Consider the following 24,745-nt stretch of genomic DNA (forward strand, 5'->3'; position numbering starts at 1 on the left):
TGCTCCAACTCGTCTCAGGGTGCGGAACTGTGGGGGGTCGGGTCGGCGGAACGGTCCTGCTGGGTTCTGCGGGGGGTCCTGCTACGGGGGTGCTGCGGGGTGGAGCGGCGGCCGGGCCGCGGGCGGTGGGGTCGTCCCGCGGACGTGTCGTGCCCGGCCTGTGCTCGGGTGGTGCGGGGGCTGTGCTCGGGTGGTGCGGGGACTGTGCTCGGGTGGGGTGGTCAGTTTTCGCCGAGCGGCACCGCGCGGCTACTCACCGAAGTGACAATTTCGGGGCCATTCAGGGCTGACGTCTCATCACATCGTGGTGGACTGCAGGGGGCTTCGGGACGTATCAGGATTCGGACTCCCCGGCTCCGCCGATCCGTCCCCGCTGCCGGGGCCGTTCGCGCCGTCGTCCCTGCGCCCCCGGACGACCAGGACGATCCCGGCCACCGCGAGCACCGCGCCGAGCGCCCCCGCCGCCACCGGCAGCGTCCCGCCGACCAGCTTCAGGCGGTCGCTGTCGTCCTTGGCGAGCTTGACCTGCGCTTTCTGCGTGGCCGTGTCGAACGCGATGCGGTCGCTGTCGAGCAGTACCGTCGCGTCCTTGTCCGAGCCAGGCGCCCGCAGTGTCTTGCGCGGCCCGATGGCGGCGTAGATGATCCGGCCGGTCCGCTGGTCCGCGACGAGCTCGATGCCGTGGTTGGCGTAGTACTCGTCGGCGATCACCTGGCTCTTCTTCGGCTGCCCGACCAGCAGCCCGGGCACCTGGCGCGTGCCGGTCTTGGTGGCCTTCACCGTGGCCGTGAACCGGTAGCCCTCGTAGCCCTGGATCTTCTTCGTGCCCCGGTAGGTGAGCGGCACCGTCGCCCCCAGCGTGTTGTCCCACCAGCGGTAGGACCGCTTCTCCACGTCGAAGGGGAACTTCAGGTACGCCTCGCCCTCGAAGTTCGGCTTCTCGCCGCAGCAGTGCACCGGCAGGTTCGTCTTCCGGTCGGTCACCCAGCGCTCCTGCGTCCACTGGAGCGAGTCGTGCGGGTCGGCGGCCGGCAGCGAACTGTCCGGGTCGACGGAGGTCACCACGTCCCAGATGGCGCGCCCGTGCTTCTCGCTGTCCGCGACGTCACCGCGCACCTGCCGGGTGATCGTGAGGCCCTTGTCGCGGACCGTTTTGACCTTCTTGGTGTCGAAATAGCTTCCGGTGCCCTTGAAGACGGTGATCGTATCGATATCAGTGGGTGTGCGCTTCGCGCGTGGCTCCACGTACCAGGCGAGCAACGGTGCCAGGACCAGAAGAAACGCGCCGAGACCTAGGAGGATCAGTGAGAATGGCGAGGTGGGGCGGCGCATGGGGCACTCCTGGGCTATGGGCGGGAGAAGTGTTACCGAGCCGTACGTTATGGGCCGGGAACGTAAGCGCACCCTTGACTAGGTGTCAATGCGTACCAAACACTGAGCACCTGCCGGGCGGGGCCGGCAGGGACTGTGTGACCGGGACTTCACGGCCGAGGATGTACGGCCGTGGCCTCCCGGGTGACCTGGGTGGGGACGACCTCCGACAGAGAGGCTGGCCCTTGTAATGCACCGACTGCTCGCCGCTTCGCTCACCGCCGCCGCCGGGGCGCTGCTCGCCGTGGGCGCGGCCCTCGGCATCGTCGCGCTCCTCGACGCCACCCCGGACCAGCCCAATACGCCGCTGGTCCACTACGAGACCCCTGAGCGGGGTCAGTGAGCGACCGTGGCCCCCACCGATACCCACCCCACTGACGTGGCCTCCCGAGCCGCGCCCGCCCCCGGCGGCCAGGGCTCGTCGGGGTCGCGCTCCGCCTGGCGTGACGTGCCGCCCCGCCAGGTGCGGAGGTTCGCCGCCCTGGCCCTGGAGGAGGTGCCCTCGCTCGCCCAGGACATCCTGCGCGAGATCCGCGCCGAGTACCCCGGCCTCCCCGTCGTCCTCGACGACTCGGGCGAGCCGATGGCGCTGGTGGGCATCCGCCGCGCCCTGGAGGGCTTCGTCCAGCAACTGGCGTCGCAGGAGGGCAGGCCGCGCTATCACCTGGAGGTCTTCCAGGAATTCGGCCGCGGCGAGGGCCTGCACGGCCGCAGCCTCGACTCGCTCCAGGCGATCTACCGCCTCGGCGTGCGGCTCGCCTGGCGCCGCCTGGCCGAGATCGGCCAGCAGATAGACATCCCGCCCCCCGCCATGTACGAACTCGCCGAGTCCGGCTTCGAGTACCTCGACGGCCTCGTCGACCAGTCCGTACGCGGCTACGCCGAGGCCGCGGCCCGCGAGGCGGGCGAACGGCTGCGGCTCCAGCGCAAGCTCATGGAGCTGCTGCTCTCGGAGCGGCGCCCCGAGACCGGCGGCTCCGCGCCCTACGGCGACCGTGGCTCGGGACGCTCCTCCGGGCGGGGCGCCGCCACGCTCGGCAACGGCCTCGGCGAACGGGCCGCCCGCGTCGGCTGGCAGCTTCCCGAACGCGTCGCGGTGGGTGTGCTGCTCCGCCCGGCCAGGGAGGCCGTCGCCCCGGCCGTCGGCGAGGGCGTCCTGCTCGACATGGAGGCCGAACAGCCCCGCATGGTCGTGCCCGACCCCGAGGCCGCGGGCCGCCCCGAACTGCTGCGCCGCGCCATGACCGGCTGGGCGGGAGCCATCGGCCCGCCCGTGCCGCTCGCCGACGCCGCGAAGTCGCTGCGCTGGGCCGAGGCCGCCGTACGGCTCATGGAGCGGGGGCTGCTGCCCGCCGGGGAGGTCCTGCACTGCACGGAGCACACCGAAGCGCTGGTGCTGCTCCAGCCCGAGGAGCTCATCGAGGACCTGGCCCGCCGCTGCCTCGCGCCCCTGAACCACTGCGGGCCCGCCCACGGCCGCCGCCTCGCCGAGACCCTCCTCGCCTGGCTGGAGACGCGCGGCGGCGCCCCGGAGGTCGCGGCGAGGCTCGGCGTCCACCCCCAGACGGTCCGCTACCGCCTGCGCCAGATAAGGGAACTGTGGGGCGACGAGGTGGACGACCCGGACCGCCGCTTCGAGCTCGAACTGGTGCTGCGGGCCCGCAGGCTGAGGGGACAGCTGGGGCGGGCCTAGGACTGGTGCCTCCGGCTCCGGGGGCCCGTCAGCAGCACTGCCAGGTGAACATGGCCTGGTCGAAGCGGAGGTCGGCCAGGTCGTCCCTGCGTATGAGCCAGTAGAGGCAGCCGCCGTCGCCCCACATCATGTCCGCCGTGTCGTCCGAGTCGAATTGGGCAAGAAGCACCCACTCCCGCATCTCCTCGGCGAGCCGGGGGTCGTGCCAGTCCGTCCCCGGGCCGAGGGCGGCGCGGGCGACCTCCAGCTCGACGGGGCCCTGCACCGACTGCGGTGTGCCGCCGAGCTGGTGGACCGCCTCGTCGTCGTAATTCCACAGGGCGTCGACGAACTTCTCGTCGCACACCGGGTGTTCGTAGTCCTGGAAGGCCTCCGCGTCCGGCGCGAGGACCTCCTGGATCTGCGGATGCGTGGGCTCCGCCACCGTCAGCTCCACGCGCGCGGCGAGCGGCACGTGGGAGTAGGCCTCCAGTTCGCGCGGTGTGTCGAGGCGGGCGGTCGATGCTCCCGCCGGTACGTATATGACCCGGGCGCCCGCCCATGTCTCCGGATCGTCCACCTCCACGAACGCCTCGTCGTCCCCGTCCAGTTGGCCGTCGTAGTAGAAGAAGGCCAGCGTGCCGGACGCGGGGAACGGCACGTCGAGGGCGCCCGCGGGCAGGGCCGCGCAGTCCACCGAGGCGATGAACGACAGCGGGCCATGCCCCTCCCACTCCGGCCACTCCACGGCGTCCGGAAGCCGGGGCTCACCGCCCAACTGCCCCACCACGGCCTCGTCCCCACCCGCCGCGGCGAGCCGGATGCCGGGCCGCAGCAGCCCGAGCCACCGCTCGGCCACGTCGGAGGGGAGGTGCTCGTGCGCGAGGGCGTACAACTCGCCGGAGGAGTTCTGCGTCATGTCTTGAATCATGCCTCCTGCCACTGACAACGCCGTCGGCGACCGCCCGGCGAGGCCGCGGGGGAGCGCCCGACAAGGCGGCCACGCCGGAGTTGTTCATTCCGCACACAACTTTCACAGTGGCGGCTTCCGCTGTCACCCGGGCGGCGCCTAGCCTCCAAGCCTCATGGACTACTGCCACCCGTGCCGCAGGCACCTCAACGGAGCCCTCGCCTGCCCGGGGTGCGGAACCCCGGCCGAAACGGACCGGGAGTACACGCAGTCCCTCGCCGCCGAGGAGCTTGATGCCCAAGGCGGCGCGTACGACGAGGAGTCGCCCCGCGGAGGCAGGGCCGGGGGCCGGGCCGGGGGTCGGGCCCGCCGCGGGGGGCGCGGTCGCGCCGCACACCGGCGCAGGCGCCGCAAGCTCCTCCTCGTCACCGCGGGCCTCGCGCTCGCGGCCGGCGGCCTGAGCCTCGCCGAACTGGGCACCGAGGGCCCGTCGGAGCAGCCCACGGCCGCGTCCGCCCCGGACGACGACGCGGGCGAGAGCGCGTCCGCGCCGGGCACCGCGGCGCCGGGCGGCAGTGCGTCGGCCGGGAAGGCGGCGGCCACGGGGACGGCCTCGGCGGCCGGGAGCGAGCAGGCGAAGGCCGCGGAGAAGAGGAGAAAGGCGAAGAAGGACCGCGAGAGCGGTGAGGACGGGCCCGGGGAGGACGAGGAGGCGAGCGACGGGCAGCCGGAGCGCCCCTCGACGACCGCGCCCCCGGCGGCGGACACCCCGGACACACCACGTCCGACCGCGGCCCCGCCCGTCACCGAGGCCCCGAGGCCCACCCCGACCCCGGAGCCGACCCCGACGAGGGACTGCGACCGCTTCCTGTGGTGGTGCACCTGAGCCGAGCCCACGGCTCTCACGTCCGCAGTTCGAACCAGACCCCCTTGCCCGCGCCGGCGCCCCCACCCCCGAAGGGCGCCCCGGGCCCGCTCCCCCAGCGCCCCCCACTCATGGCATCGACGAGCCAGAGTCCACGCCCGGACTCGGCGTCGTAGCCCTCGCGCATGACCGGCAGTTCGTCGGACGCCCCGTCGTACACGGTGACGCGCACGCCCGACGCCTCGACGAAGAGCCACACCAGCGACCCCGCGCCCACGGCGTGCACGCAGGCGTTGGTGACCAGTTCGGACGTGCAGAGGGCGGCGGAGTCGACGAGACCGTCGAGCCGCCGGGAGCGAAGGACGGAAGCGACGAAGTCGCGGGCGATGCGGGGAGAGGTCTCCAGGGGCGGACAGAAGAGGGTGTACGTGTACGGGGCGACCTGGGGGTCGGGGGGCCAGGCGGGGGCGAGCGGGGCGGCGGGGATGGTTTTGGGCATGGCAGGTCAACTCCGTCAGGGGTGTGGGGTGCGCCGCCGGCAGGTGGCAATGCCCGCGACTCACGCGCCGCGAGTGCGCTTCCAACTGGCGTGGGGCTTGGCTGAGTTCGGGGCAGCACAGGCTGCCCTCACTCAGAGTGCCGAGTACGCCACTGAAGGTAAGGCGTAACGTAGTGACGGCACAAGGTAATGACGCCTCTTCCCCTCTTTCCGGTGACTCGCCCGCAGCGGGCGCGGCATACTCGTTCAGCCGATCAACCTGGGAGTAAGTGCCAATGCCGCCAAGGAGTTCCCCCACCGCCCGGCAGGAGCGTCTGGGAAGCGAGCTGCGCAAGATGCGCGAACGCGCGGGAGTCACGGCCCGCGCGGCGGCCGCGCTGCTCGGCTCGAATCCGATGCAGCAGAGCGCCGTGGAGACTGGGCGCAGTGGCATCAGCGAGGAACGAATCCGTCAACTGGCCGCGCACTGTGCCTGCCAAGACGGTGCTTACGTTGACGCGTTGGTCGCCATGTCCTTGGAGCGCGGCAAAGGCTGGTGGGAGAAGTACCGCGGGGTTGTCGCACCCACCGGCCTTGACCTGGCAGAACTGGAGCATCATGCCTCCAGGCTCCAGACCTTCGAAGTAGCGCACATCCCTGGCCTGTTGCAGACCGAGGACCACATGCGGGCCGCATTCCGGTACGTGTTGCCGGCCCGGCCCAGCGAGGGGCAGGAAGCCCACGTGGCCTTCCGCACGGCACGTCAGCAAGTCATCTCGGGCACATCCCCGACCCCGTACGAAGCGGTGATCCACGAGGCCGCACTGCGCATCAGGGTTGGCGGCCGCAAAACGGCCCGCGCGCAGTTGGAGCACATCCTCGACCGTTCCGAATCGGACCACGTGACCGTGTGCGTCGTACCTTTCACCAGCGAGGACTTCGCCGGCGCGGGGTACTCGATGCTGTATGCGCACGGTCCGGTCCATCAGCTGGATACGGTGCAGATCGACACCGCGCATGGCGCGCAATTCCTCGATGGCGAGGCAAGAATGACGCGGTACCAGGCGCGCTACGCACGGGTCGCGGACAGCGCGCTCACCCCCGAGGCGTCGCGGGACTTGATCACCCGCATCATCCACGAACTGTGAAAGGTGCCACCGTGCCCAACGCTCTCAACTGGCAGAAGTCGACATACTCCGGCGGAGGCGACGGCGACAACTGCGTCGAACTCGCCGTCACGACGACAGCGATACACCTCCGCGAAAGCGACGCCCCCGCCACGGCCCTCACCACAGGCGCACCGCAACTCCACGCCCTCCTGACCGCGCTCAAAGACGGCCACGTCACACCCACCCGCCGATCCCGCTGAGGACTCGCCCTCAACCGGGGATTGCAGGAAAATCTCGACCTGGGGGAGAGAAAGCCCAGCTCGGGGCGAGAGGGTGTGGGACTTCCCTGCAAGTCACAGGTGGCCCTCGCCCAGCATCCTCCGCAGCAGCCCCCGCAGCGTCTCCCGCTCCTCGTGGGAGAGGCGGCCCAGTGGTTCGCGGGCGAAGTTCAGGGAGTCGCGCAGGCCCCGTGCCACCACCTTGCCCTCGGCCGTGGGCGCCGCCAGCTTCACGCGGCGGTCGGCCGGGTCGGGCCGCCGCTCCACCAGGCCGCGGGCCTCCAGGCGGTCGACGATGCCCGTGATGTTCGACGGCTCGCACTTCAGCTTCTGGGCGATGCGGCGCATCGGCATCGGCTCCAGGGAGAGCAGCCCGAGGACCCGCGCCTGCGCGCCGGTCAGCGAGTGCCCGGCCGCGGCCTCCTCGTACTCCTCGTGGTAGCGCCCCACGACCGTGCCGATCAGCTCGACGACCTCAAGCGTCAGCGGGTCGGTGCGCGGAGATGGGGTACCGGAGTCCGTACCTGTGCTGCTCGACATGCTCATCAGGTTACCCGGTTACTTGACATCATGAAATATCCAGGAGCATGGTTGTTTCACAACCTGAAGTATCTGGTTCGCTGTCGTGAACCGCCGTCGAAGATCGAAGTCGTAGGAGGACACCCCCTCATGTCCGTCACCCCTGAGCAGCAGCTTCCGTCCGTCAGCCGCGAGTGGCACCTCGTGCGGCGCCCCGAGGGCTGGCCGGTCCCCGAGGACTTCGCGCTGCGCGAGGTCCCCGTCGAGGCCCCCGCCGAGGGCCGCGTCCTGGTCCGCAACCGCCACTTCTCCGTGGACCCGTACATGCGGGGCCGGATGAACGACGTGAAGTCCTACGTCCCGCCGTTCCAGCTCGACCGCCCCATGGAGGGCGGCGCGGTCGGCGAGGTCGTGGCCTCGAACGCCGAGGGCTTCGCGGTGGGCGACCACGTCCTGCACTTCGCCGGCTGGCGCGAGTACGCCTCCGTGCCCGCGCAGCACGCCACCAAGGTGGACCCCGAGGCCGCGCCGCTCTCCGCCTACCTCGGCGTCCTCGGCATGACGGGCCTGACCGCGTACGCGGGGCTGCTCGAAGTGGCCTCCTTCAAGGAGGGCGACGCCGTCTTCGTCTCCGGCGCGGCCGGCGCGGTCGGCGGCCAGGTCGGCCAGATCGCCAAGCTCAAGGGCGCCTCGCGCGTCATCGGCTCGGCGGGCTCCGACGAGAAGGTCAAGCTGCTCGTGGAGGAGTACGGCTTCGACGCCGCCTTCAACTACAAGGACGACAAGCCGGTCGCCGAGCAGCTCAAGGAGGCCGCCCCCGACGGCATCGACGTCTACTTCGACAACGTCGGCGGCGAGCACCTGGAGGCCGCCATCAGCCGCCTGAACGTGCACGGCCGCGTCACCATCTGCGGCATGATCGCGGGCTACAACGACACCGAGCCGACCCCGGCCCCGCGCAACCTCGCCCTGGTCATCGGCAAGCGCCTGCGCCTCACGGGCATGCTCGTGCAGGACCACAGCGCGCTCCAGCCGGAGTTCGTCCGCGAGGTCGGCGGCTGGATCCGCTCCGGAGAGCTCAAGTACCGCGAGACGGTCGTCGAGGGCGTCGAGAACGGCGTGGAGGCCTTCCTCGGCATGCTCCGCGGCGAGAACACCGGAAAGATGATCGTCTCCCTCGGCTGAACTCGGCACTCCTCCGTGCGGACGGGCGCCAGCGCCGACACTTCCGGCTTGAAATTCCGGGATCCGATAACCTGATTCCAGAATTCGTGGTTGTGGGCGCGCGCCACGTCACATCTCAGGAGGAACCAGCAGCTATGTCCATCCAGAAGATCGACGTCAAGTACACCGCCGTGGCCACCGCGGAGAACGGCCGCGACGGCCGTGTGGCCACCGACGACGGCAAGCTCGACGTCGTCGTGAACCCGCCGGAGGAGATGGGCGGCAGCGGCGCGGGCACCAACCCCGAGCAGCTCTTCGCGGCCGGCTACAGCGCCTGCTTCCAGGGCGCCCTCGGCGTGGTCGCCCGCAAGGAGAACGCCGACATATCCGGCTCCACCGTGACCGCCAAGGTCGGCATCGGCCAGAACGAGTCCGGCGGCTTCGGCCTGGAGGTCGAGATCTCCGCCTCCATCCCGAACGTGGACGCGGCCACCGCGCAGTCCCTGATCGAGAAGGCCCACCAGGTGTGCCCCTACTCGAACGCCACGCGCGGCAACATCAAGGTCGAGCTCGCGGTCGCCTGACCGCACGCCGTGCGCCCGTAAGGGCCGCAGGCACTCCGTACGTGAGGGCCGCACCCCGTAGCCGGGGCGCGGCCCTCACGCGCGCGTGGGTCAGCCCGTCGCGAGTGCCGCCTCGTGGACCGCGCGGACCAGCCGCTCGTTCTCCGCGGCCGGGCCGCCGGGGAAGGCGTACCGGCGTCGCGTGTAGCCGTAGGCGAGACCGCCGCGCGGATCGGCGAACGCCTGGGAGCCGCCGATGCCGCTGTGCCCGATGGTCCCCGCGCCCAGGAACGGATACACGGCCACCGCCGTCGCCTGGAAGCCGACCGCGAACGCCTTGAAGGCGCTGAGCGCCAGGTCGTGCCCCACCGACTGCACCTGCCCGAACTCGGCGACCGTGTCCGCCTTCAGCAGCGCCTCCCGGCCGTCGACGCCGGTGACCGCCGCCGCGTACATCCCGGCGAGGCCCCGCGCGGACGCCACCCCGCCCACCGACGCGGGCCCCTTGGCGCGCACGAGGCGAAAGTTGGGCAGCGCCTCCAGGTCGGTGGGCTCGGCCCCGTGGCGGTTGAAGGCGATGGAGCCGAGGCTCCGCGGCTGGGGCGGCAGCGAGGCGAGCAGCGCCGCCTCATCGGGCGTGGGCGCCATCGGCAGCACGGAACGGAACCGTCCCTCGTGCTCCTCGGGCAGCCCCAGGAAGAAGCCGAGCCCGTACGGGGCGCGCACCCGCTCCTCGTACACCTCCTGGAGGGTCTGTCCGGTGGCCCGGAAGACCACCTCTCCGGAGAGTGCCCCTACGGACAGGGCGTGGTAGCCGAAGGCGGCCCCGGGGCGCCAGAAGGGGCGCTGCGGGGCCAGGCGTGCGGCGATCGCCCGGTCGTCGGCGACCTCCTCGGGCGAGAAGCCGGAGTCGGTGCCCACGACGCCCGCCCGGTGCGCGAGCAGCTCCCGCAGGGTCACCGCGCCCTTGCCCCCGGCGGCGAACTCCGGCCAGTAGTGGGCGACCGCCCGGTCGAGGTCCAGGACCCCGTCCTGCACGAGCAGGGCCACGACGAGGTGGGCGGCGCCCTTGGTGGAGGAGTAGACGCCGTACAGGCTCTCGCCGGTGACCTCCGGGCCCGCCCACAGGTCGACGACCTTGCGTCCCCGTACGTAGGCGGCGAGCTGCCCCTCGTACTCGGGCAGCTCGCCCGCCAGTACGGCGGTGAACTCCTCGCGCACCGTCTCGTACCCCTCGGCGACCGTTCCCCGCACGCGGCTCTCACGGGTCATGACGACGCCTTGCCGACGCTCAGCAGGGCCCGCCCGACCTGCGGGAACATCCCCTTCGGGTGGTCGCGGAAGAGCGGTTCGGTGCCGAAGAGCACCACGTCCGCGCGCCCTGCCGACCCGCTGACGACCGAGGCGCGGCCCGCGGCGTCCTCGGGTCCGCCGGTGCCGTCATCCATGGGCCGCCAGTGCCCGGAGACCAGGGGATTGCCGGTGCCGTACTTCTGCTCCGCGCGCACGCCGGGGCCGAGGTCGGTGAACCACGTCGGCGAGTAGACGAAGCTGTGGCCGGGGGCGCCGCCGGTGATCGTGCCGCCCGCGTTGGTCACGCGCACCACGCCGTTGGCGTCGCCGTTGCCCTCCACGGGCTCGGCGGCGAGCAGGCCGGCGTCGGAGTTCAGCGCGGCGCCGGTCGCGCCACGGCCGACGAGGCCGCCGCCCTTGGCGAGGAACGCGTCGAGCGCGGACTTCGCCGCCGCGTTGAGCTTGGCGCGGTCCAGCCCGGCCGACACCATGAGCGCGTCCGCACGCTTCCAGTCGAAGCCGGCGTTGAGCACGGCCGTGGAGACGGGCACCACGTCGAAGCCCATCTCCCGCAGCGCGAACAGCTCGCCCGGCGTGACGGCCGCCGCCACCCGCGTACGGTGCAGCGCGGCACGCCCCTTGGTCTTGGTGGCGTCGAACGCGACGTCGTACTTCTTCGCCGCGGTCATCGCGGCCCCGCGCGCGGACGACGGCAGGATGGCACCGCCCTTGCCGTCGTCCCGCGCGGGAACGCCCTTCGCGAGGAGCGAGTTGAGTGCCGCGACCTCGCGCGGGTCGTCGAGCCGCAGCCGCAGGGCGCCGCGCGGCGCCACATGGCCGACCCCGGACGCGGCGCGCACCACGCGCGCGTGGACACCCTTCAGGCCGCCGCCCTCGACCGTGTCGACGCTCGCGCCCCAGAGCCGCCCGAGGCTCCACCCGGAGATGTCGTACATCGTCGACACCTTGTCGCTGATGTCACGCCCGTCGGCCAGCATCACATTGGCCAGGCCCCGCTTGGGCTGGTGCATGTCGACGACGTACGAGCCCTTCGCGTACGTCCGCCCGCCGAGCCGGAAGCCGTGGCTCGCGCGCTCCACCCGTACGTCGTTGGCCACCAGGTGGTCGACGAGCCGCGCCGCGGCCGTCGCCGAGCGCTGGCCGCGCCCCGAGGGGATCACGTACGCGCGCGGGAACTCGGTGGTGTACACGTCCTCGGGGCCGATTCCGGGCACGCCGGGCACCGTCTCCTCGGAGACCGGGACCTGCTCGGCGCCCGTCGCGCCGCGCCGGAAGACCTCGATCTGGTCGGCGATCACCGAAGTGCGGTGCTTCTCGGTGTAGTCGAGGGTCGCGCGCATGGCCGCGCCCGCGATGTCCACGTTGATGGCGGCCCTGCGGCGCAGCTCGGCGACCGGCTGCGAGTCGTACTCCGCGTTGTTCACCTGCATCGGGAACTCGATGGTGTGCGTCGCGACCGCGCCGTGGAAGGGCATGTACTGCGGGGTGAAGATCGGCGGCCAGTCGTCCCAGCCCTCCTCCTGGTCGCGGAAGGGGATGACCGCGGGCAGGACGCCGTCCTTCGCCTCGGTGTAGCCGAGGCCGTTGACGGCGGCCTCCATGCCGAGGGCGTTGGCGTAGGAGTTCTTCAGGAAGAGGTCGTACTCGTAGTTCTCGCCGTGCGGGGGAGTGGTCGGCTCGATCAGGGTGCCGTTCACATAGCCGTGCAGGTCGATCATGACCGCGGGCTGCTTGTCGACGGCGATCCGCCGGACCGCGCGGGCCTCGGGCTGCGAGGCGGTGATGAAGTCGCGGTTGAGGTCGAAGCCGTTGGCGTTGGCGCGGGTCCCCGCGATGCGGCCGTCGGGGTTGGTGGTGACGCTGAAGTAGATGCGGTTGTGCGCGAGCAGGTCCCGGCTCTTCTTGTCCTTGGCCTTCGCCAGCTTCTCGATGAGCTTCAGGGCGGCGTCGGTGCCCTCCCACTCGTTGCCGTGGATGTTGTTGTTGATGAACACCGGCGTCTTGTACGAGGCCTTGATCGCCTTGTCCTTCGCGGCGGCCGACGGCGCGTTCTCGATGCGCTCGCGCATCCGCTCCTGCCGGGCCGTCTCGCGCGCCGACTCGGGCGCCGTCACGGTCACCAGGTAGAGCTCGTGCCCGCCGGCGGAACGGCCCGCGACCTCCACGCTCACGCGGTCGCCGATGCGCTGGAGGGCGTTCAGCTCGGGGGCTATGCCGTGGTACGGCGTGAGCCCCAGTTTTATCGACTTGTCGGCCGGATTCTCCGGAGGCGCGGTGAGCTTCCGCTCCCGCGGATATCCACGGCCCTTGCCGCTGTCGGACTCCGGGGCGCCCGTGTCACCGAGGGCCCGTTCGGCGGCCCGCTCCGGGGCCTTGGCCGCGCGGTCGGCGCCCAGCGGCGAGCCTTCGCGGACGACGGGGCGCGGCATCGGGTCCGCGGTCGCGGTACCGGGGGCGAACGTGGTGAACAGCAGCGCGCCGGCCGTGGCGGCGGTGGTGACCAGAACGGGTCTTGTCGGCCGGGATATACCCATGCGTACCTCCGGTAGATCGATAACGAGGTCTTACCGGTTCAACTCGCGCGCAACAAGAGGGCCTTCCGTAACGGAAGGCCTCCCCTGTCACAGCGCGGGCGGCATCCGCTGTGACAGTCCTGGCACACGGTGTCGACCGAACCCCCGTTCTGCGACGGCTAGGGTGTGCCGCATGCGCGATCTTGGTGTGGGTTTCGGATACCTGATGAAGGGCCAGCGCTGGGTCGCCCAGCACGGCAAGCAGTACGGAATGGGGCTGTTGCCCGGCCTCATCACGCTCGTCCTCTATGCCGCGGCGCTCGTCTCGCTCGCGCTCTGGGGCACCGACCTCGTGGGCTGGGCCACACCGTTCGCCGACGACTGGTCGTCGCCCTGGCTCGGCCTCTTCCGCGGCTTCCTGACGGCCCTGCTCTTCGCCCTCGCGCTGCTGCTCTCCGTCCTCACCTTCACCGCCGTGACGCTTCTGATCGGGCAGCCCTTCTACGAGTCGCTGTCCGAGAAGGTCGACATCACCGAGTCGGGCCACGCCCCCGAGTCGGGGCTTCCGCTCTGGCGGGATCTGTGGATCTCCGCGCGGGACAGCCTGCGCATCGTCGTCCGCGCGGTGCTCTGGGGCATCCTGCTCTTCGCCCTCGGCTTCATCCCGGTGATCGGCCAGACCGTGATCCCGGTGATCGGCTTCTGCGTGACCGGCTTCTTCCTCGTCGAGGAGCTCACCGCGGTCGCCCTCCAGCGCCGCGGCGTCGAACTCCGGGACCGCCTGGCCCTGCTGCGCTCCCGCAAGCAACTGGCCTGGGGCTTCGGGACGCCGCTCGCCGTCGCCTTCCTGGTGCCGTTCGTCGCCGTCTTCCTGATGCCGGGCGCGGTCGCGGGCGCGACGCTGATGGCGCGGGACCTGCTGGGCGAGAACAACGGCGACAACGGCGGTCAGGGTGACGGCGAGGGCGCCCCCGGGCCGGGCGGCGGATCCGGTTCCGGCCGCCCGGCCTGAGAGCCTGAGGGCCTGACCGTCAGGACGCCGAGACGGCCGTCCGCAGGATGCTCCGCATCTGGGCGATGATGTCGAGCCGGTTCCGCACGAACTCGGGGTCGGTCACCGCGCCGGTCGCCGGGTCCGTGTTCCCCGCGCCGAACTGGAGCACGGGCGTGTGGACGTGCCCGCCGGGCAGCCGGCCGCGCAGCCCGAGCCGGTCCCGCAGCAGCGTGGCCCGGTAGGCGATCTCGTTGGACAGGTAGTCACCGCCACCGCCCGCGCGCGCGGCCGACCCCGCGGTCGGCCCGTCAGGACGCACCACGGGCTGGGTACCGCCCGCCGGGATCTCGGTCACCGAGGTGTTGTCGTACACCGGGAAACGGCCGGTCTCCGCGTCCGCGATTGCCTTGTACGGGAGGGTCGTCGTCGTCCACTGGGGCTGTGAGGCGGGGTCGGTCACCGGAACCTGCTCGGTGCGCGAGGCGTTGTCATTGTCGGGGAAGCCGCCGCGCCAGGCCCCGTTGGTCCGCTCCACGTCGATGCGGCCCACGCGGCCCTGGCTGACGGTGGTGAAGAGATCGACGCGGGGCAGCACCGGACGCAGCGCCCGCTCCACCGCACCGTCGGTGAAGTCCTGCCAGCGGACGGGGAAGGTGACGGCCTCGATCCGGGCCGGTCCTTCGGCGGTCCGGATCGTCGTGCCGTCGAGGGCCAGCGCGGTCGCGCCCGACGGGTTGCTGATGCGGACGTCCCGGTCGAGGGTGAAGGGGTCGAAGCCGGTCACGAAGACACGCTTGACCCCCTTGCCGTGGTGGCGCTCCTTGCCGTGACGGCGCTCCGCGAACCGTACGTCGTCCTGCCCGCGTGACGTCGTCTCCAGGGAGTCCATGAGGCGCGCGCGCCGCGCGTCGCTCAGGGAGAACCGGCTCGGCTCCCACTGCCGCAGCTCCCGCGTCATCCCGAGCCGCGCCCAGTAGAGCGGCCGGTCGTCGTCCCTGCTCAGATCGCCGCCGGCCGGCCCACGCCCCTGCGCGCGGTCGACGGCCCCGCGCCACAACGACCTGCCCTCCCGTATGACGAGCCGCCGCGCCTGCTCGTAGGAGCGCGCCTTGCCGAGCGCACGCGCCAACTCCGGCGCCCGGGAGTCGAAGCCGCTGCGCCGCAGGATCTCCTGGGGCGCGGCCCGGTCGAGCCGCGCCTCCTCGACGGTGACCGTGCGGCCACCGGCATCCCCCGGTGCGGCGGAGGCGGGCGCCGGGACACCGAGCCCGGCCATCAGCACGGCGAGGCCGAGCGCGCCGCCGATCCGGGAGCGGGAGCCGGTGAGCAGTGGGGGACGAGACAGCACGCGAGGACGAGGGGACACGCGGATCCTTCCGTAAGCGGTTCACCGTTACCGGTGAGGTGGCGGAAGTATCGCGGGACGACAGGGACGAGCGCTACGGGTCCAAGGTCCTCGATGTCACGGGACGCCTTCGCCGCCCATGTATGGGACACCGGCGGACGCAACCCCACGGCCCGGCCGGGTAAATCGGTTGCCCGGGGTGCTCTGCCGCCGCCAAGCTCCGTCCATGACCCGTAGCCCGGCCACCGCCGCTCCGCCGCTGACCGTCTCCGTCGCCACCGTGGCGCGGGACCAGCAGCGGACCGGCCGAGCGTGGGGGCCGATCTCCGTCCTCGCGTGAGCGCGGTCCTGGTCGCGGGGCTGCTCGCCGGGTACGGCATCGCCATGCCCGTCGGCGGGGTCGCGACCTACCTGGTGGCCCTCACCGCCCGCACCTCACTGCGGACCGGCGCCTGCGCCGCCCTCGGCGTGGCGACCGCCGACGGCGTCTACGCCCTCGTCGCGGCCGTCGGCGGCACCTCGCTGACCCGCCTCCTCGAACCGGCCCTGGTCCCGCTGCGCTGGGCCTCGGTCCTCGTCCTCCTCGCCCTGGCGGTACGGGGAGCGGTCGTGGCGGTACGCGAATACCGGGGGCGCACCCGGGCCATGGGCAGGACCGGCACCCCCGTCGGCCCGGCCCGCGCCTACGCCATGCTGCTCGGCATCACCCTCCTGAACCCCGCCACGGTGATCTACTTCGCCGCGCTCGTCCTCGGCAGCCCCGCCACGGCCTCGCTCACGCCCCTGGAGCAGGCGGCGTTCGCCCTGGCCGCCCTGGTGGCCTCCGCGAGCTGGCAGTTGCTGCTCGCGGGCGGCGGCGCACTCCTCGGCCGAGCCCTGACGGGCAGGAGGGGCCGCCTGCTCACGGCGCTGGCGTCGAGCGCGCTGATCACGGCCCTGGCGACACACCTGCTGCTGTCGGCGCCCTGAGTGACTCCGCCAGTCGCTAAGCAGCGTGCGTCAGTTGGGCGATGACGTGTGCCGCTATGCGGGCCATCCTCGGGTTTGTCACGCGGTAGTACGCGAGTTCGTCCAGCGCGATCGACAGGGCCCAGCCCCGGCCGCGCGCCCACATGGCGTCGTCGGCGGCGGGGCCCAGCGCGGTGCGGAAGACGTCGCGGGCCGGGCCGTCCATCACGTACCAGGCGGAGATCAGATCGACGGCGGGATCTCCGAGGCCCATGCATCCGAAGTCGATGACGGCGCTGAGCCGGCCGCCGTCGACGAGGACGTTGCCCGGCTGGAGGTCTCCGTGCGTCCAGACGGCGCCCCGCCGCCACGCCGGGGCCCGCAGGGCGGCGTCCCACACGGCGGTCGCGGCCCGCTCGTCCACGGTGCCGCGCAGCCCGGCGATCACCTCGCGCGTACGGGCGTCGCGCCGCGCCAACGGCTCGCTCCGGTAGGCGGCGGGCGCCCCCGCCGGGTCGACCTCCCGCAGGGCGATCAGGAACTCCGCGACGTCCTTGGCGAACAGCGCGGGACCGGCGAGCGGAACGCCCGGCTCCGGCGTGGTGCCCGCCAGCCACCGGAAGACGGACCACGCGTACGGGTATCCCTCGCCCGGCCTCCCCAGCCCCAGCGGCTCGGGAACGGCGACGGGCAACGCCGCCGCGAGCCGCGGCAGCCACCGGTGCTCCCCCTCCACATCCTCGGCGGACGCGGCGACGCGGGGCAGCCGCACCACCATGTCCGCGCCCAGCCGGTACATGGCGTTGGCCGTCCCCGCCGCACCGACGCGCTCCACGGACAGCGCGGCCCAGGCGGGGAACTGGGCGGCCACGAGCCGCCGTACGAGCCCCTCGTCCATCTCGGCCTCGTCGGCGTGCATCTTCTGCTCTTGCTCGGACATGGGTGGGAGTCTCCTCGGGGAGTAGTTGTCGGGGTGGCCGGGCGGCCACTGCCCCCGTGGGTCCGTTCAAAGGCGGGGGCAGGCGGAGCGCAGGGCCGCCAGGAACGCCGTGGCCGCCGGCGGCACCGCCCGGCCTCGCGCCGTTGCCGCGTAGACCTTGCGCGCCGGCGCGGAGTCGTCCCGCAGGGGGACCAGAGTGATGTCCGGGCGGGCCGACTCCGCCGCTAGCTGGGGGATGAGCGCGATGCCGAGGCCCGCGGCGACGTACCCCTGTTTCGCCGTCCACTCCGCGACGACGTGGGCCACGCGGGGCCGGAATCCGTGGCCGAGCGCCAGGTGCAGGAGGGTGCCCTCGATGTGCGGGCTGCCGGATATCCAGTCCTCGGCGGCGAGCCCCGGCAGCCGCAGCTCCGGCTCGGCCGCCAGCGCGTGGCCGGCGGGCAGAGCCACGTACAGGGCCTCGTCGAGCAGGTGATGGAGTTTGTACGCGCCGTCGGGCAGTGCGCCGCCCGTGGTCGAGACGACGGCGAGGTCGAGTTCGCCCTCCGTCAGCCGGGAGAGCAGCGCGGGCGTGCGGCCCTCCTCCCGGGTGAGGGTCACGCCGGGGTGGCAGGACCGGAACCGCGCGAGCGCCCGCGGCACGAGCCCCGCGTCGGCCGTCGCGAACGCCCCGATCCGCAGCGGCCCGCCCGTCGCGTCCCGCAGCGCCGCCAGCTCACCCGCCGCGCGGTGCAGCCGGGCAAGGACCTCCTCCGCGTACGGCAGCAGCGTCCGGCCCTCCGCGGTCGGGCGCACCCCGCGCGGCAGCCGGTCGAAGAGCGGGGCCCCGCCGAGCGCCGCCTCCAGCGCGGAGATCTGCCGCGACACGGCGGACTGCGTCCACCCCAGCTCCCGCGCGGCCACCGTGAACGAACCGTGCCGGGCCACGTCCAGGAAGGTCCGCAGCCAGACGGTGGACAGGTCGGGGAGAGCCACCGGGGAAGGGGCCGAGGGACGGGCCGGGGGAGTGGGCTCCACCATGCGTGGGGTATGCGGATTCGGCATGGCAGGCATGCTAGACATTCGCTTGTCGCACCCCGTGGGCAGGCCTAGCGTCGAGCACATGGAGAAGATCGCATTCCTCGGCCTCGGCCACATGGGCGAGCCGATGGCCCGTCACCTGCTGGCCGCAGGACACCCGTTGACCGTGTGGAACCGTACGGCAGCCAAGGCGGAAGCCCTCGTCGAGGCGGGCGCGCGGGCCGCGCCGGACCCCGCCGACGCCGTGCGTGACGCCGATGTCGTCATCACGATGCTGGCAGGACCCGACGCCGTACGGGAGATCGCCGACGCCATCCTTCCCGCGCTGAGGTCAGGCGCGTACTGGGCGGAGATGTCGACCGTCGGCCCGGACGTCGTGCGCGAGCTCGAAAAGCGGGTGCCCGCCGGGGTGACACTCGTCGACGCGCCCGTCATGGGCAGTACGGACAAGGCCGCCGCCGGGCGCCTCGGCATCCTCGCGGGCGGCGACGCGGCGGGCGTCGAGCACGTCCTTGCCCGCTTCGGCCCGGTCACCCGTACCGGCGGGCTCGGCACCGGCGCCGCCCTCAAGCTCGTCGTCAACACCGCTGTCATCGGCGGCGTCGCGCTCGTCGCGGAGGCCATGAAACTCGCCGACGCGCTCGGCCTGGCCGAGCAGACCGCCAGGGACGCCCTGGCCGGCGGGCCGCTCGGCGGCGCGGTCGCCCGGGCCTTCGCGGAAGACGTGCACTTCGGCAGCGACCTCGCCGTCAAGGACATCGCGCTGGCCACGGAGTCCGCCCGGCTGCCCGCCATGGAGGCGGTGCTCGGTCACTTCGAGGCGGCCGCCGCCGACCCGGACGTCGTCCACGAGGACATCGCCCGCGCCGTCACCCACATCCGCGCCCACCGCGACACCTGACCGAGCCCCTCCGACCCCTTCAGCCACCCCGGCCTCAACGCCCCGCCAAGGAGCACCCGCATGCGGATAACCCTCGACAACCCCGCCTCCGCCCCGCAGCCGCTGGGCCCCTACTCCCAGGTCGCCCGCGTGGAACTCCCGGGCGGCGGCGCCCTGTTGTACCTCTCCGGCCAGATCGGCGAGGGCGACGGCCTCGCCGCCCAGTCCCGCCGCGTGTTCGAGACCCTCGACAGCCTGCTGCGGGCCCACGGGGCGGGGCTCGGCGACATCGTCAACATCCGTACGTTCCTGACGGACATCGGCGGCCTGCCCGACTACGCCGCCGTGCGCCGGGAGTTCCTCACCGGCACCCCGCCCACCAGCACGACCGTCGAGGTGCCGCGCCTCTTCAGGCCCGAGGCGCTGATCGAGGTCGAGGTGGTCGCGGCCGTACCCGCCGGTAGGGACACCGCGTAGCGGCCCCATGCAGGATGGAGGGAGGACTCAACGAGGAGGCACCGTCATGGCGGCAGGCACGTCCACCGAGGCCACGCAGGGAGACCGGGCGCGGGAAGCCGCCGTCGAGGCCGCGCTCGGCAAGCTGGATCCGGCGGCCAAGGCCCGGCTGCTCAGCGGCAAGGACATGTGGTCCCTGCACCCCCTGCCCGAGATCGGCCTGCGGTCCCTCGTGATGTCCGACGGTCCTGTCGGCGTGCGCGGGGTCCGCTGGACCGCCGACGACCCGTCCATCGCGCTGCCATCGCCGACCGCCCTCGCCGCCACCTGGGACCAGGACCTGGCCCGCCGCGCCGGCGCGCTCCTCGCGCAGGAGGCCCGCCGCAAGGGCGTGCACGTGCTCCTCGCGCCGACCGTCAACCTCCACCGCTCCCCGCTCGGCGGCCGCCACTTCGAGGCGTACAGCGAGGACCCGTACCTGACCGGAGTCATCGGTACGGGCTACGTCCAGGGCGTGCAGAGCGGCGGCGTCGGCACGACCGTCAAGCACTTCGTGGCCAACGACGCCGAGACCGACCGCTTCACCGTCGACAACAAGGTCGGCGCCCGCGCCCTGCGCGAGCTCTACCTGGCCCCCTTCGAGGCGATCGTCGCCGACGCCCGCCCCTGGGGCATCATGACCGCGTACAACCAGGTCAACGGCGTGACCATGACCGAGCACCGCCACCTCGTGCGCGAGGTCCTGCGCGGCGAGTGGGGCTTCGACGGCTGCAACGTCTCCGACTGGATGGCCGCCCGCTCCACCACAGGCTGCGTCGAGGGCGGCCTCGACGTCGCCATGCCGGGCCCCCGGACCGTCTACGGCGAACCGCTGGCCGCCGCCGTGCGCGCGGGCGAGGTCGCGGAGGAGACCCTCGACGAGGCCGTGCGCAACGTCCTGCGCCTGGCCGCACGCGTCGGCGCGCTCGAAGGCGCCGAGCCGGTCGTCTTCCGGGTCCCCGCGGACATCGACGGCGAAGCCCTCGCCCGCGAGATCGCCCGCCGCGCCTTCGTCCTCGTACGCAACGAGAACGGGACCCTCCCGCTGGCCCCCGGCACCGGCACGGTCGCCCTCATCGGCGCCGCCGCCCGTGACGCCCGGGTGCTCGGCGGCGGTTCCGCCACCGTCTTCCCCGACCACGTGGTCTCCCCGCTGGACGGCCTGACCGCCGCCCTGCCCGAGGGGACGCTCACCTACGCCGTCGGGGCCGACCCCAACGACGAACTCGCCCCCGCGGGCAACGGCTTCAGGCTCAGGGCGGTCTGCCGCGACGCCGACGGCAACGTCCTCGGCGTCGGCAGCCTCCCCTCCGGGCAGGTCCAGTGGATCGGCGACGACCTGCCCGACGGCGTCACCCATGAGGCCCTCGCGAGCGTCGAGGTGACCGGCACGTTCACCCCGCGCGAGAGCGGCGGGCACTCCTTCGGCACGCGCGGCCTCGGCGCCTTCCGGCTGACGGCCGGGGGCCGGGTCCTCTTCGACGGCGTGCAGGGGACGGGCACCGGGGCCGACCCGTTCGAGGCGTTCTTCGGCTCCCCGGTCGAGCGCGGCACGGTGGCGCTCACCGCCGACGAACCCGTGGAGGTCTCCCTGCTGCACACGCTCGCCAAGGGGGTCGCGGCCCCGCTGCCGGGCGTCCTGTTCTCGCTCGTCCACCTCGGCCCGCGGCGTGACGCCGACGAACTGATGGCCGAAGCCGTCGAGGCCGCCCGGGGCGCCGGTACCGCCGTCGTGGTCGTCGCCACCACCGAGCGCGTCGAGTCCGAGGGCTTCGACCGCGGGGACCTCAGGCTGCCGGGCCGCCAGGACGACCTGGTGCGCGCGGTCGCCGCCGCCAACCCGAACACCGTGGTCGTCGTCAACTCCGGCTCCCCGGTTGAGCTGCCGTGGCGCGAGGACGTCGCCGCGGTGCTGCTCGGCTGGTTCCCCGGCCAGGAGGGCGGCGCGGCCCTCGCCGACGTCCTCCTCGGCGCGGAGGAACCCGGCGGCCGTCTCCCCACCACCTGGGGCGACCTCGCCGCCGCGCCCGTCACCCGGGTCACTCCGACCGACGGCGAACTCGACTACGCCGAGGGCGTCTTCATCGGCTACCCCGCCTGGGACAGGGCGGGCGCCACCCCCGCCTACCCCTTCGGGCACGGCCTCGGCTACACCGACTGGACGTACGAGTCACTGACCCTCGACGGCACCACGGCCACGGTCCGCGTCCGCAACACCGGGCAGTGCCGGGGCCGCGAGGTCGTCCAGGTGTACCTGGGCCCCGCCGAGCCCGACGCGGACCGCCCGTCCCGCCGCCTCGCGGGCTTCGCGGGCGCGGAGGCGGGGCCGGGCGAGAGCGTCGAGGTGACGGTCGGGATCCCGCGCCGGGCCTTCGAGACGTGGGACGAGGCGGCGGACGTGTGGGCGTACCGGGCGGGCATGTACGAGGTGCGGGCGGGCCGCTCAGTGGCGGACACCCGGCTGAGCGGAACGCTGCGGGCATAGGCGGGACGGGGCGCGCGTCACCGTACGGAGAAGCCGTACACCGTCCGCGACGCATAGGTCTCGCCGGGCCGCAGGACCGTGGACGGGAACCCCGGGCGATTCGGGGAGTCGGGAAAGTGCTGGGTCTCCAGGGCGACGCCGTCCCCCGGGGCGAACGGCAGCTCCGCGTCGAAGTGGTCGGCGGTATAGAGCTGGAGCCCCGGCTCGGTCGTCGAGATGGTGAGGTCCCGCCCGGTGGCGGGATCATGCAGCCCCGCCACGTCGACCGGCCCGGCGGTGACGCCCTTGTCCAGCACGTAGTTGTGGTCGAATCCGGGCCCCGCGGTCCGTGCCGTACGGAAGTCGAACCGCGTCCCCGCCACGTCCTCGTACGCCCCGGTCGGGATCAGGTCCCCGTCGACCGGGGTGATCCGGGAGGCGGCGATCCGCACCTCGTGCCCGTGCGCGCTGCCCGAGCCCGCGCCGGCGAGGTTCCAGTACGTGTGGTTGGTGAGGTTCACCACGGTCGGGGCGTCCGTGGTCGCCTCGTAGGCGATGCTCAGCGCGCCCGCCGCGTCCAGCGCGTACGTCGCCGAGACCGCGAGCCGTCCGGGGTAGCCCTCCTCGCCGTCCGGGCTCACCCGCGCGAGCCGCACCGCGTGGTCGCCGTCCGGTTCCGCGTCCCAGACGCGCTTGTCGAAGCCGCGCTCACCGCCGTGCAGGGCGTTGGAGCCGTTGTTCCGCGCCAGCCGGTGGGTGCGCCCGTCGAGGGTGAAGGCGCCGCCCGCGATGCGGTTCGCGTACCTCCCGACCAGTGCGCCGAGGTAGGGGCTGGGGTGCTTCACGTACCCGTCGAGCCCCTCGAACCCCAGGGCCACCTGCGCCACCCGCCCGGATCGGTCGGGAACTTCCGCCGTCTGCAGGATGCCGCCGTACGTCAGGACGCGCACCCGTACTCCGCCCCTTTCCAGGGTCCAGCGGTGGACAGGGGTGCCGTCGGGGAGTGTCCCGAAGAGTTCGCTGCGCATGATCGCGACCCTACGCCGGACGGGCCCTAGGACAGAGGTTCGCGCGAGGTGATCTGCCGGTGGGCGAGCGCGGCGAGGCGGGACTGGCCGTCCTTGCTGGGGTGGAACCAGTCCCAGTGGCTCAACTGGTCGCCGTCGAAGCGGTAGTCGTGGACGGCCCCGCCGTCGTACCGGCAGCGCCGGTCCTTCTCGCACACCTCTTCGAGTACTTCGTTGTACGCCACCACGCGGTCCCGCACCGAGTTCCGCCGCTGGGACGCCGCGGCGTTCAGGTCGTCGGGGTCGGCCAGCATCGAGGAGCAGATGCCCAGCTTCCACACCTGCTTGCCCAGCGGGTTGGTGCGCCCCTGGGACCAGAGCCGCTTGAGGTCCGGCACGGACGCCACGTACACCTGGGTCTTCGGCAGCGAGCTGCGCAGGGTGCGCATCGCGGCCGTGAAGTCGGCGCGGAAGTCACCGACCGGCGTCATCGACGCGGCCGACGAACGGCAGGCGTCGTTGGCGCCCATCATCACCGTCACCAGCTCCGGCCGCTCGGCGACGGCCTCTTCGACCTGGCCGGACAGATCCGCCATTCGGGCGCCCGTCTTGGCGAGGTTCCAGCTGTGCGAGGCGGCCCGCTCCTTGCCGAGCAGCCGCGTGGCGAGGCTGCGCACCTCCGCGTCCGTACCGGTCGCCCAGGACGCCTCGGGGCAGTCGGAGAGCACCGAGCAGGCGTCGAAGCCGCGGGTGATGGAGTCGCCGACGGCCGCGAGCGAGCGGGGCGTGGTGTCCCAGGAGGGCGTCGGTTTCGGGGACGGTTTGTCGAGTGCGGACGGGCCGCCGGGGGCCGCGGAGTTGCCGCCCTGCGCGTCGCACGCGGTCAGCGTCGCGGTGCCGAGAAGAGCCGCCGTCGCGAGAGCGACGGCGGCACGTGAGCGGTGCCTGCGGTTCCGCATCCCCTGGTCCCCTTCGTCGATCTGGGTGACGTCGTGCGCGTGCCCGGGGTTGCGCCCCGCCGGGTGAAAGGTCGGAGTTTCCCGGGCCACGGACCGACGGTACGTCACACTCCTTGCGCCGCCGCACGGTAGCCTCGGCCCCGTAGCCGCCTGGCCACTGCTCTCACGGCGGCGACAGGCGGGTGATCCACCCGGTGACGCCCCGCCGCTCTGGTTCCGCTAAATTACATCACGTCACATCTGTCCCCTTTTTTTCAGGTTTCTCTAGTATTTGGAGAAAACTGCTCGGCACGGGCGCGAGGCCGCCGGGACAGGCGAACCTCGACCCACACTGGAGGTCCCGGTGACGACACGTGGAGTTCTGTACGTGCACTCCGCTCCGCGCGCGCTGTGCCCACACGTCGAGTGGGCCGTCGCGGGCGTGCTCGGCGCGCGTGTGAGCCTCGACTGGATCAGGCAGCCCGCGGCGCCGGGCACCTGGAGATCCGAATTCTCCTGGCAGGGCTCGGTGGGCACCGCCTCCAAGCTCGCCTCCGCCCTGCGCGGCTGGCAGATGCTGCGCTTCGAGGTCACGGCGGAGCCCTGTCCGAGCGCCGAGGGCGAGCGGTACAGCGCCACGCCCGAGCTCGGCATCTACCACGCCGTCACCGGGCTGCACGGCGACATCCTCATCCCCGAGGACCGGCTGCGCGCCGCCCTGGCCCGCTCCCAGCGCGGCGAGAGCGACCTGGCCGCCGAGCTCGCCAAACTCCTCGGCAAGCCCTGGGACGACGAGCTCGAACCGTTCCGCTACGCGGGCGAGGGCGCGCCCGTGCGGTGGCTGCACCAGGTCGTGTGAGACCGCGCGCCGCTCCCGGCGGCCGCCCCCGTCCCCGTAAGTCCCCGTATGTACGAAGAAGGCCCGCCCGGAAGTCTCCGGGCGGGCCTTGCTCGTCAG

24 protein-coding genes are annotated in these 24,745 nt (G+C 72.7%); 13 read left to right on the forward strand and 11 right to left on the reverse strand.

The window, feature by feature from the left end:
* Nucleotides 1–297 precede the first annotated feature (297 nt).
* Nucleotides 298–1,332, reverse strand: a complete 1,035-nt coding sequence (gene pgfA, locus ACZ6JY_RS03020; RefSeq protein WP_469191598.1) for a cell envelope lipid trafficking protein PgfA — start codon at nucleotides 1,330–1,332, stop codon at nucleotides 298–300.
* Nucleotides 1,333–1,561: 229 nt separating this feature from the next.
* Between pgfA and ACZ6JY_RS03025 the strand changes: the two genes are divergently transcribed.
* Both ACZ6JY_RS03025 and ACZ6JY_RS03030 read left to right on the forward strand, forming a co-directional pair.
* Nucleotides 1,562–1,714, forward strand: a complete 153-nt coding sequence (locus tag ACZ6JY_RS03025; RefSeq protein ID WP_447037225.1) for a hypothetical protein — start codon at nucleotides 1,562–1,564, stop codon at nucleotides 1,712–1,714.
* 36 nt (nucleotides 1,715–1,750) lie between these two features.
* Nucleotides 1,751–3,064 (forward strand): PucR-like N-terminal domain-containing protein, encoded by a 1,314-nt coding sequence (locus ACZ6JY_RS03030; protein WP_469191925.1) that lies wholly within the window; start codon nucleotides 1,751–1,753, stop codon nucleotides 3,062–3,064.
* 28 nt (nucleotides 3,065–3,092) lie between these two features.
* Here ACZ6JY_RS03030 and ACZ6JY_RS03035 read toward each other — a convergent pair whose 3' ends face one another.
* Nucleotides 3,093–3,962 (reverse strand): YwqG family protein, encoded by an 870-nt coding sequence (locus tag ACZ6JY_RS03035; RefSeq protein ID WP_469191600.1) that lies wholly within the window; start codon nucleotides 3,960–3,962, stop codon nucleotides 3,093–3,095.
* A gap of 166 nt (nucleotides 3,963–4,128) precedes the next feature.
* Here ACZ6JY_RS03035 and ACZ6JY_RS03040 point away from each other — a divergent pair, with 166 nt between their 5' ends.
* Entirely contained in the window at nucleotides 4,129–4,839 is a 711-nt protein-coding gene (locus ACZ6JY_RS03040; protein ID WP_469191602.1) for an SCO2400 family protein, read from the forward strand.
* Nucleotides 4,840–4,855: 16 nt separating this feature from the next.
* On the opposite strand, the gene ACZ6JY_RS03045 is transcribed toward ACZ6JY_RS03040, so the two are convergent.
* Nucleotides 4,856–5,317, reverse strand: a complete 462-nt coding sequence (locus tag ACZ6JY_RS03045; RefSeq protein ID WP_469191604.1) for an ATP-binding protein — start codon at nucleotides 5,315–5,317, stop codon at nucleotides 4,856–4,858.
* A 335-nt stretch (nucleotides 5,318–5,652) separates the two neighbouring features.
* Here ACZ6JY_RS03045 and ACZ6JY_RS03050 point away from each other — a divergent pair, with 335 nt between their 5' ends.
* A complete protein-coding gene (locus tag ACZ6JY_RS03050; protein ID WP_469191606.1) occupies nucleotides 5,653–6,444 on the forward strand; it encodes a DUF5753 domain-containing protein in 792 nt (263 codons plus the stop codon).
* An 11-nt stretch (nucleotides 6,445–6,455) separates the two neighbouring features.
* Nucleotides 6,456–6,665: a DUF397 domain-containing protein gene (locus ACZ6JY_RS03055; protein WP_469191608.1), complete on the forward strand. Its 210-nt coding sequence runs from the start codon at nucleotides 6,456–6,458 to the stop codon at nucleotides 6,663–6,665.
* A 93-nt stretch (nucleotides 6,666–6,758) separates the two neighbouring features.
* Here the strand turns inward: ACZ6JY_RS03055 and ACZ6JY_RS03060 are convergent, their stop codons facing one another.
* A complete protein-coding gene (locus ACZ6JY_RS03060; RefSeq protein ID WP_469191610.1) occupies nucleotides 6,759–7,223 on the reverse strand; it encodes a MarR family winged helix-turn-helix transcriptional regulator in 465 nt (154 codons plus the stop codon).
* Nucleotides 7,224–7,352: 129 nt separating this feature from the next.
* On the opposite strand from ACZ6JY_RS03060, the gene ACZ6JY_RS03065 reads away from it, so the two are divergent.
* Both ACZ6JY_RS03065 and ACZ6JY_RS03070 read left to right on the forward strand, forming a co-directional pair.
* A complete protein-coding gene (locus tag ACZ6JY_RS03065; protein ID WP_469191612.1) occupies nucleotides 7,353–8,387 on the forward strand; it encodes an NADP-dependent oxidoreductase in 1,035 nt (344 codons plus the stop codon).
* A gap of 134 nt (nucleotides 8,388–8,521) precedes the next feature.
* Entirely contained in the window at nucleotides 8,522–8,950 is a 429-nt protein-coding gene (locus ACZ6JY_RS03070) for an organic hydroperoxide resistance protein (RefSeq protein ID WP_469191613.1), read from the forward strand.
* A 90-nt stretch (nucleotides 8,951–9,040) separates the two neighbouring features.
* On the opposite strand, the gene ACZ6JY_RS03075 is transcribed toward ACZ6JY_RS03070, so the two are convergent.
* Both ACZ6JY_RS03075 and ACZ6JY_RS03080 read right to left on the reverse strand, forming a co-directional pair.
* The gene (locus ACZ6JY_RS03075) at nucleotides 9,041–10,201 is read right to left on the reverse strand and encodes a serine hydrolase domain-containing protein (RefSeq protein WP_469191615.1); all 1,161 of its coding nucleotides are present in this window, start codon (nucleotides 10,199–10,201) and stop codon (nucleotides 9,041–9,043) included.
* Entirely contained in the window at nucleotides 10,198–12,777 is a 2,580-nt protein-coding gene (locus tag ACZ6JY_RS03080; protein WP_469191617.1) for a M14 family zinc carboxypeptidase, read from the reverse strand. Before ACZ6JY_RS03080 ends, ACZ6JY_RS03075 begins: the two co-directional genes overlap by 4 nt.
* A gap of 172 nt (nucleotides 12,778–12,949) precedes the next feature.
* Here ACZ6JY_RS03080 and ACZ6JY_RS03085 point away from each other — a divergent pair, with 172 nt between their 5' ends.
* Nucleotides 12,950–13,768 (forward strand): EI24 domain-containing protein, encoded by an 819-nt coding sequence (locus ACZ6JY_RS03085; RefSeq protein WP_469191619.1) that lies wholly within the window; start codon nucleotides 12,950–12,952, stop codon nucleotides 13,766–13,768.
* A gap of 19 nt (nucleotides 13,769–13,787) precedes the next feature.
* Here ACZ6JY_RS03085 and ACZ6JY_RS03090 read toward each other — a convergent pair whose 3' ends face one another.
* The gene (locus ACZ6JY_RS03090) at nucleotides 13,788–15,026 is read right to left on the reverse strand and encodes a pyroglutamyl-peptidase I (protein ID WP_469191927.1); all 1,239 of its coding nucleotides are present in this window, start codon (nucleotides 15,024–15,026) and stop codon (nucleotides 13,788–13,790) included.
* Between the two features lie 405 nt (nucleotides 15,027–15,431).
* On the opposite strand from ACZ6JY_RS03090, the gene ACZ6JY_RS03095 reads away from it, so the two are divergent.
* On the forward strand, nucleotides 15,432–16,064 hold the full coding sequence (locus tag ACZ6JY_RS03095; protein WP_469191621.1) for a LysE family transporter: 633 nt from the start codon (nucleotides 15,432–15,434) through the stop codon (nucleotides 16,062–16,064).
* Between the two features lie 16 nt (nucleotides 16,065–16,080).
* Here the strand turns inward: ACZ6JY_RS03095 and ACZ6JY_RS03100 are convergent, their stop codons facing one another.
* Both ACZ6JY_RS03100 and ACZ6JY_RS03105 read right to left on the reverse strand, forming a co-directional pair.
* The gene (locus ACZ6JY_RS03100) at nucleotides 16,081–16,983 is read right to left on the reverse strand and encodes an aminoglycoside phosphotransferase family protein (protein WP_469191623.1); all 903 of its coding nucleotides are present in this window, start codon (nucleotides 16,981–16,983) and stop codon (nucleotides 16,081–16,083) included.
* A gap of 66 nt (nucleotides 16,984–17,049) precedes the next feature.
* The gene (locus ACZ6JY_RS03105; protein WP_469191625.1) at nucleotides 17,050–18,036 is read right to left on the reverse strand and encodes a LysR family transcriptional regulator; all 987 of its coding nucleotides are present in this window, start codon (nucleotides 18,034–18,036) and stop codon (nucleotides 17,050–17,052) included.
* Nucleotides 18,037–18,085: 49 nt separating this feature from the next.
* Between ACZ6JY_RS03105 and ACZ6JY_RS03110 the strand changes: the two genes are divergently transcribed.
* From ACZ6JY_RS03110 to ACZ6JY_RS03120, 3 genes are read left to right on the forward strand one after another with little or no spacing between them, the layout of a single operon-like run.
* Nucleotides 18,086–18,904, forward strand: a complete 819-nt coding sequence (locus tag ACZ6JY_RS03110; RefSeq protein ID WP_469191627.1) for an NAD(P)-dependent oxidoreductase — start codon at nucleotides 18,086–18,088, stop codon at nucleotides 18,902–18,904.
* A gap of 60 nt (nucleotides 18,905–18,964) precedes the next feature.
* Nucleotides 18,965–19,360 (forward strand): RidA family protein, encoded by a 396-nt coding sequence (locus tag ACZ6JY_RS03115; protein WP_469191629.1) that lies wholly within the window; start codon nucleotides 18,965–18,967, stop codon nucleotides 19,358–19,360.
* A gap of 46 nt (nucleotides 19,361–19,406) precedes the next feature.
* The gene (locus tag ACZ6JY_RS03120) at nucleotides 19,407–21,863 is read left to right on the forward strand and encodes a beta-glucosidase (protein ID WP_469191631.1); all 2,457 of its coding nucleotides are present in this window, start codon (nucleotides 19,407–19,409) and stop codon (nucleotides 21,861–21,863) included.
* Between the two features lie 17 nt (nucleotides 21,864–21,880).
* Here ACZ6JY_RS03120 and ACZ6JY_RS03125 read toward each other — a convergent pair whose 3' ends face one another.
* Both ACZ6JY_RS03125 and ACZ6JY_RS03130 read right to left on the reverse strand, forming a co-directional pair.
* Nucleotides 21,881–22,870, reverse strand: coding sequence for an aldose epimerase family protein (locus tag ACZ6JY_RS03125; RefSeq protein WP_469191633.1), 990 nt, complete (start codon nucleotides 22,868–22,870; stop codon nucleotides 21,881–21,883).
* Nucleotides 22,871–22,896: 26 nt separating this feature from the next.
* Nucleotides 22,897–23,808, reverse strand: coding sequence for an SGNH/GDSL hydrolase family protein (locus tag ACZ6JY_RS03130; RefSeq protein ID WP_469191929.1), 912 nt, complete (start codon nucleotides 23,806–23,808; stop codon nucleotides 22,897–22,899).
* Nucleotides 23,809–24,151: 343 nt separating this feature from the next.
* On the opposite strand from ACZ6JY_RS03130, the gene ACZ6JY_RS03135 reads away from it, so the two are divergent.
* Complete coding sequence (locus tag ACZ6JY_RS03135; RefSeq protein ID WP_469191635.1) at nucleotides 24,152–24,646, forward strand: DUF3145 domain-containing protein; 495 nt, start codon at nucleotides 24,152–24,154, stop codon at nucleotides 24,644–24,646.
* Nucleotides 24,647–24,745: the final 99 nt, after the last annotated feature.

The sequence above is a fragment of the Streptomyces sp. NPDC046335 genome (assembly GCF_055587985.1).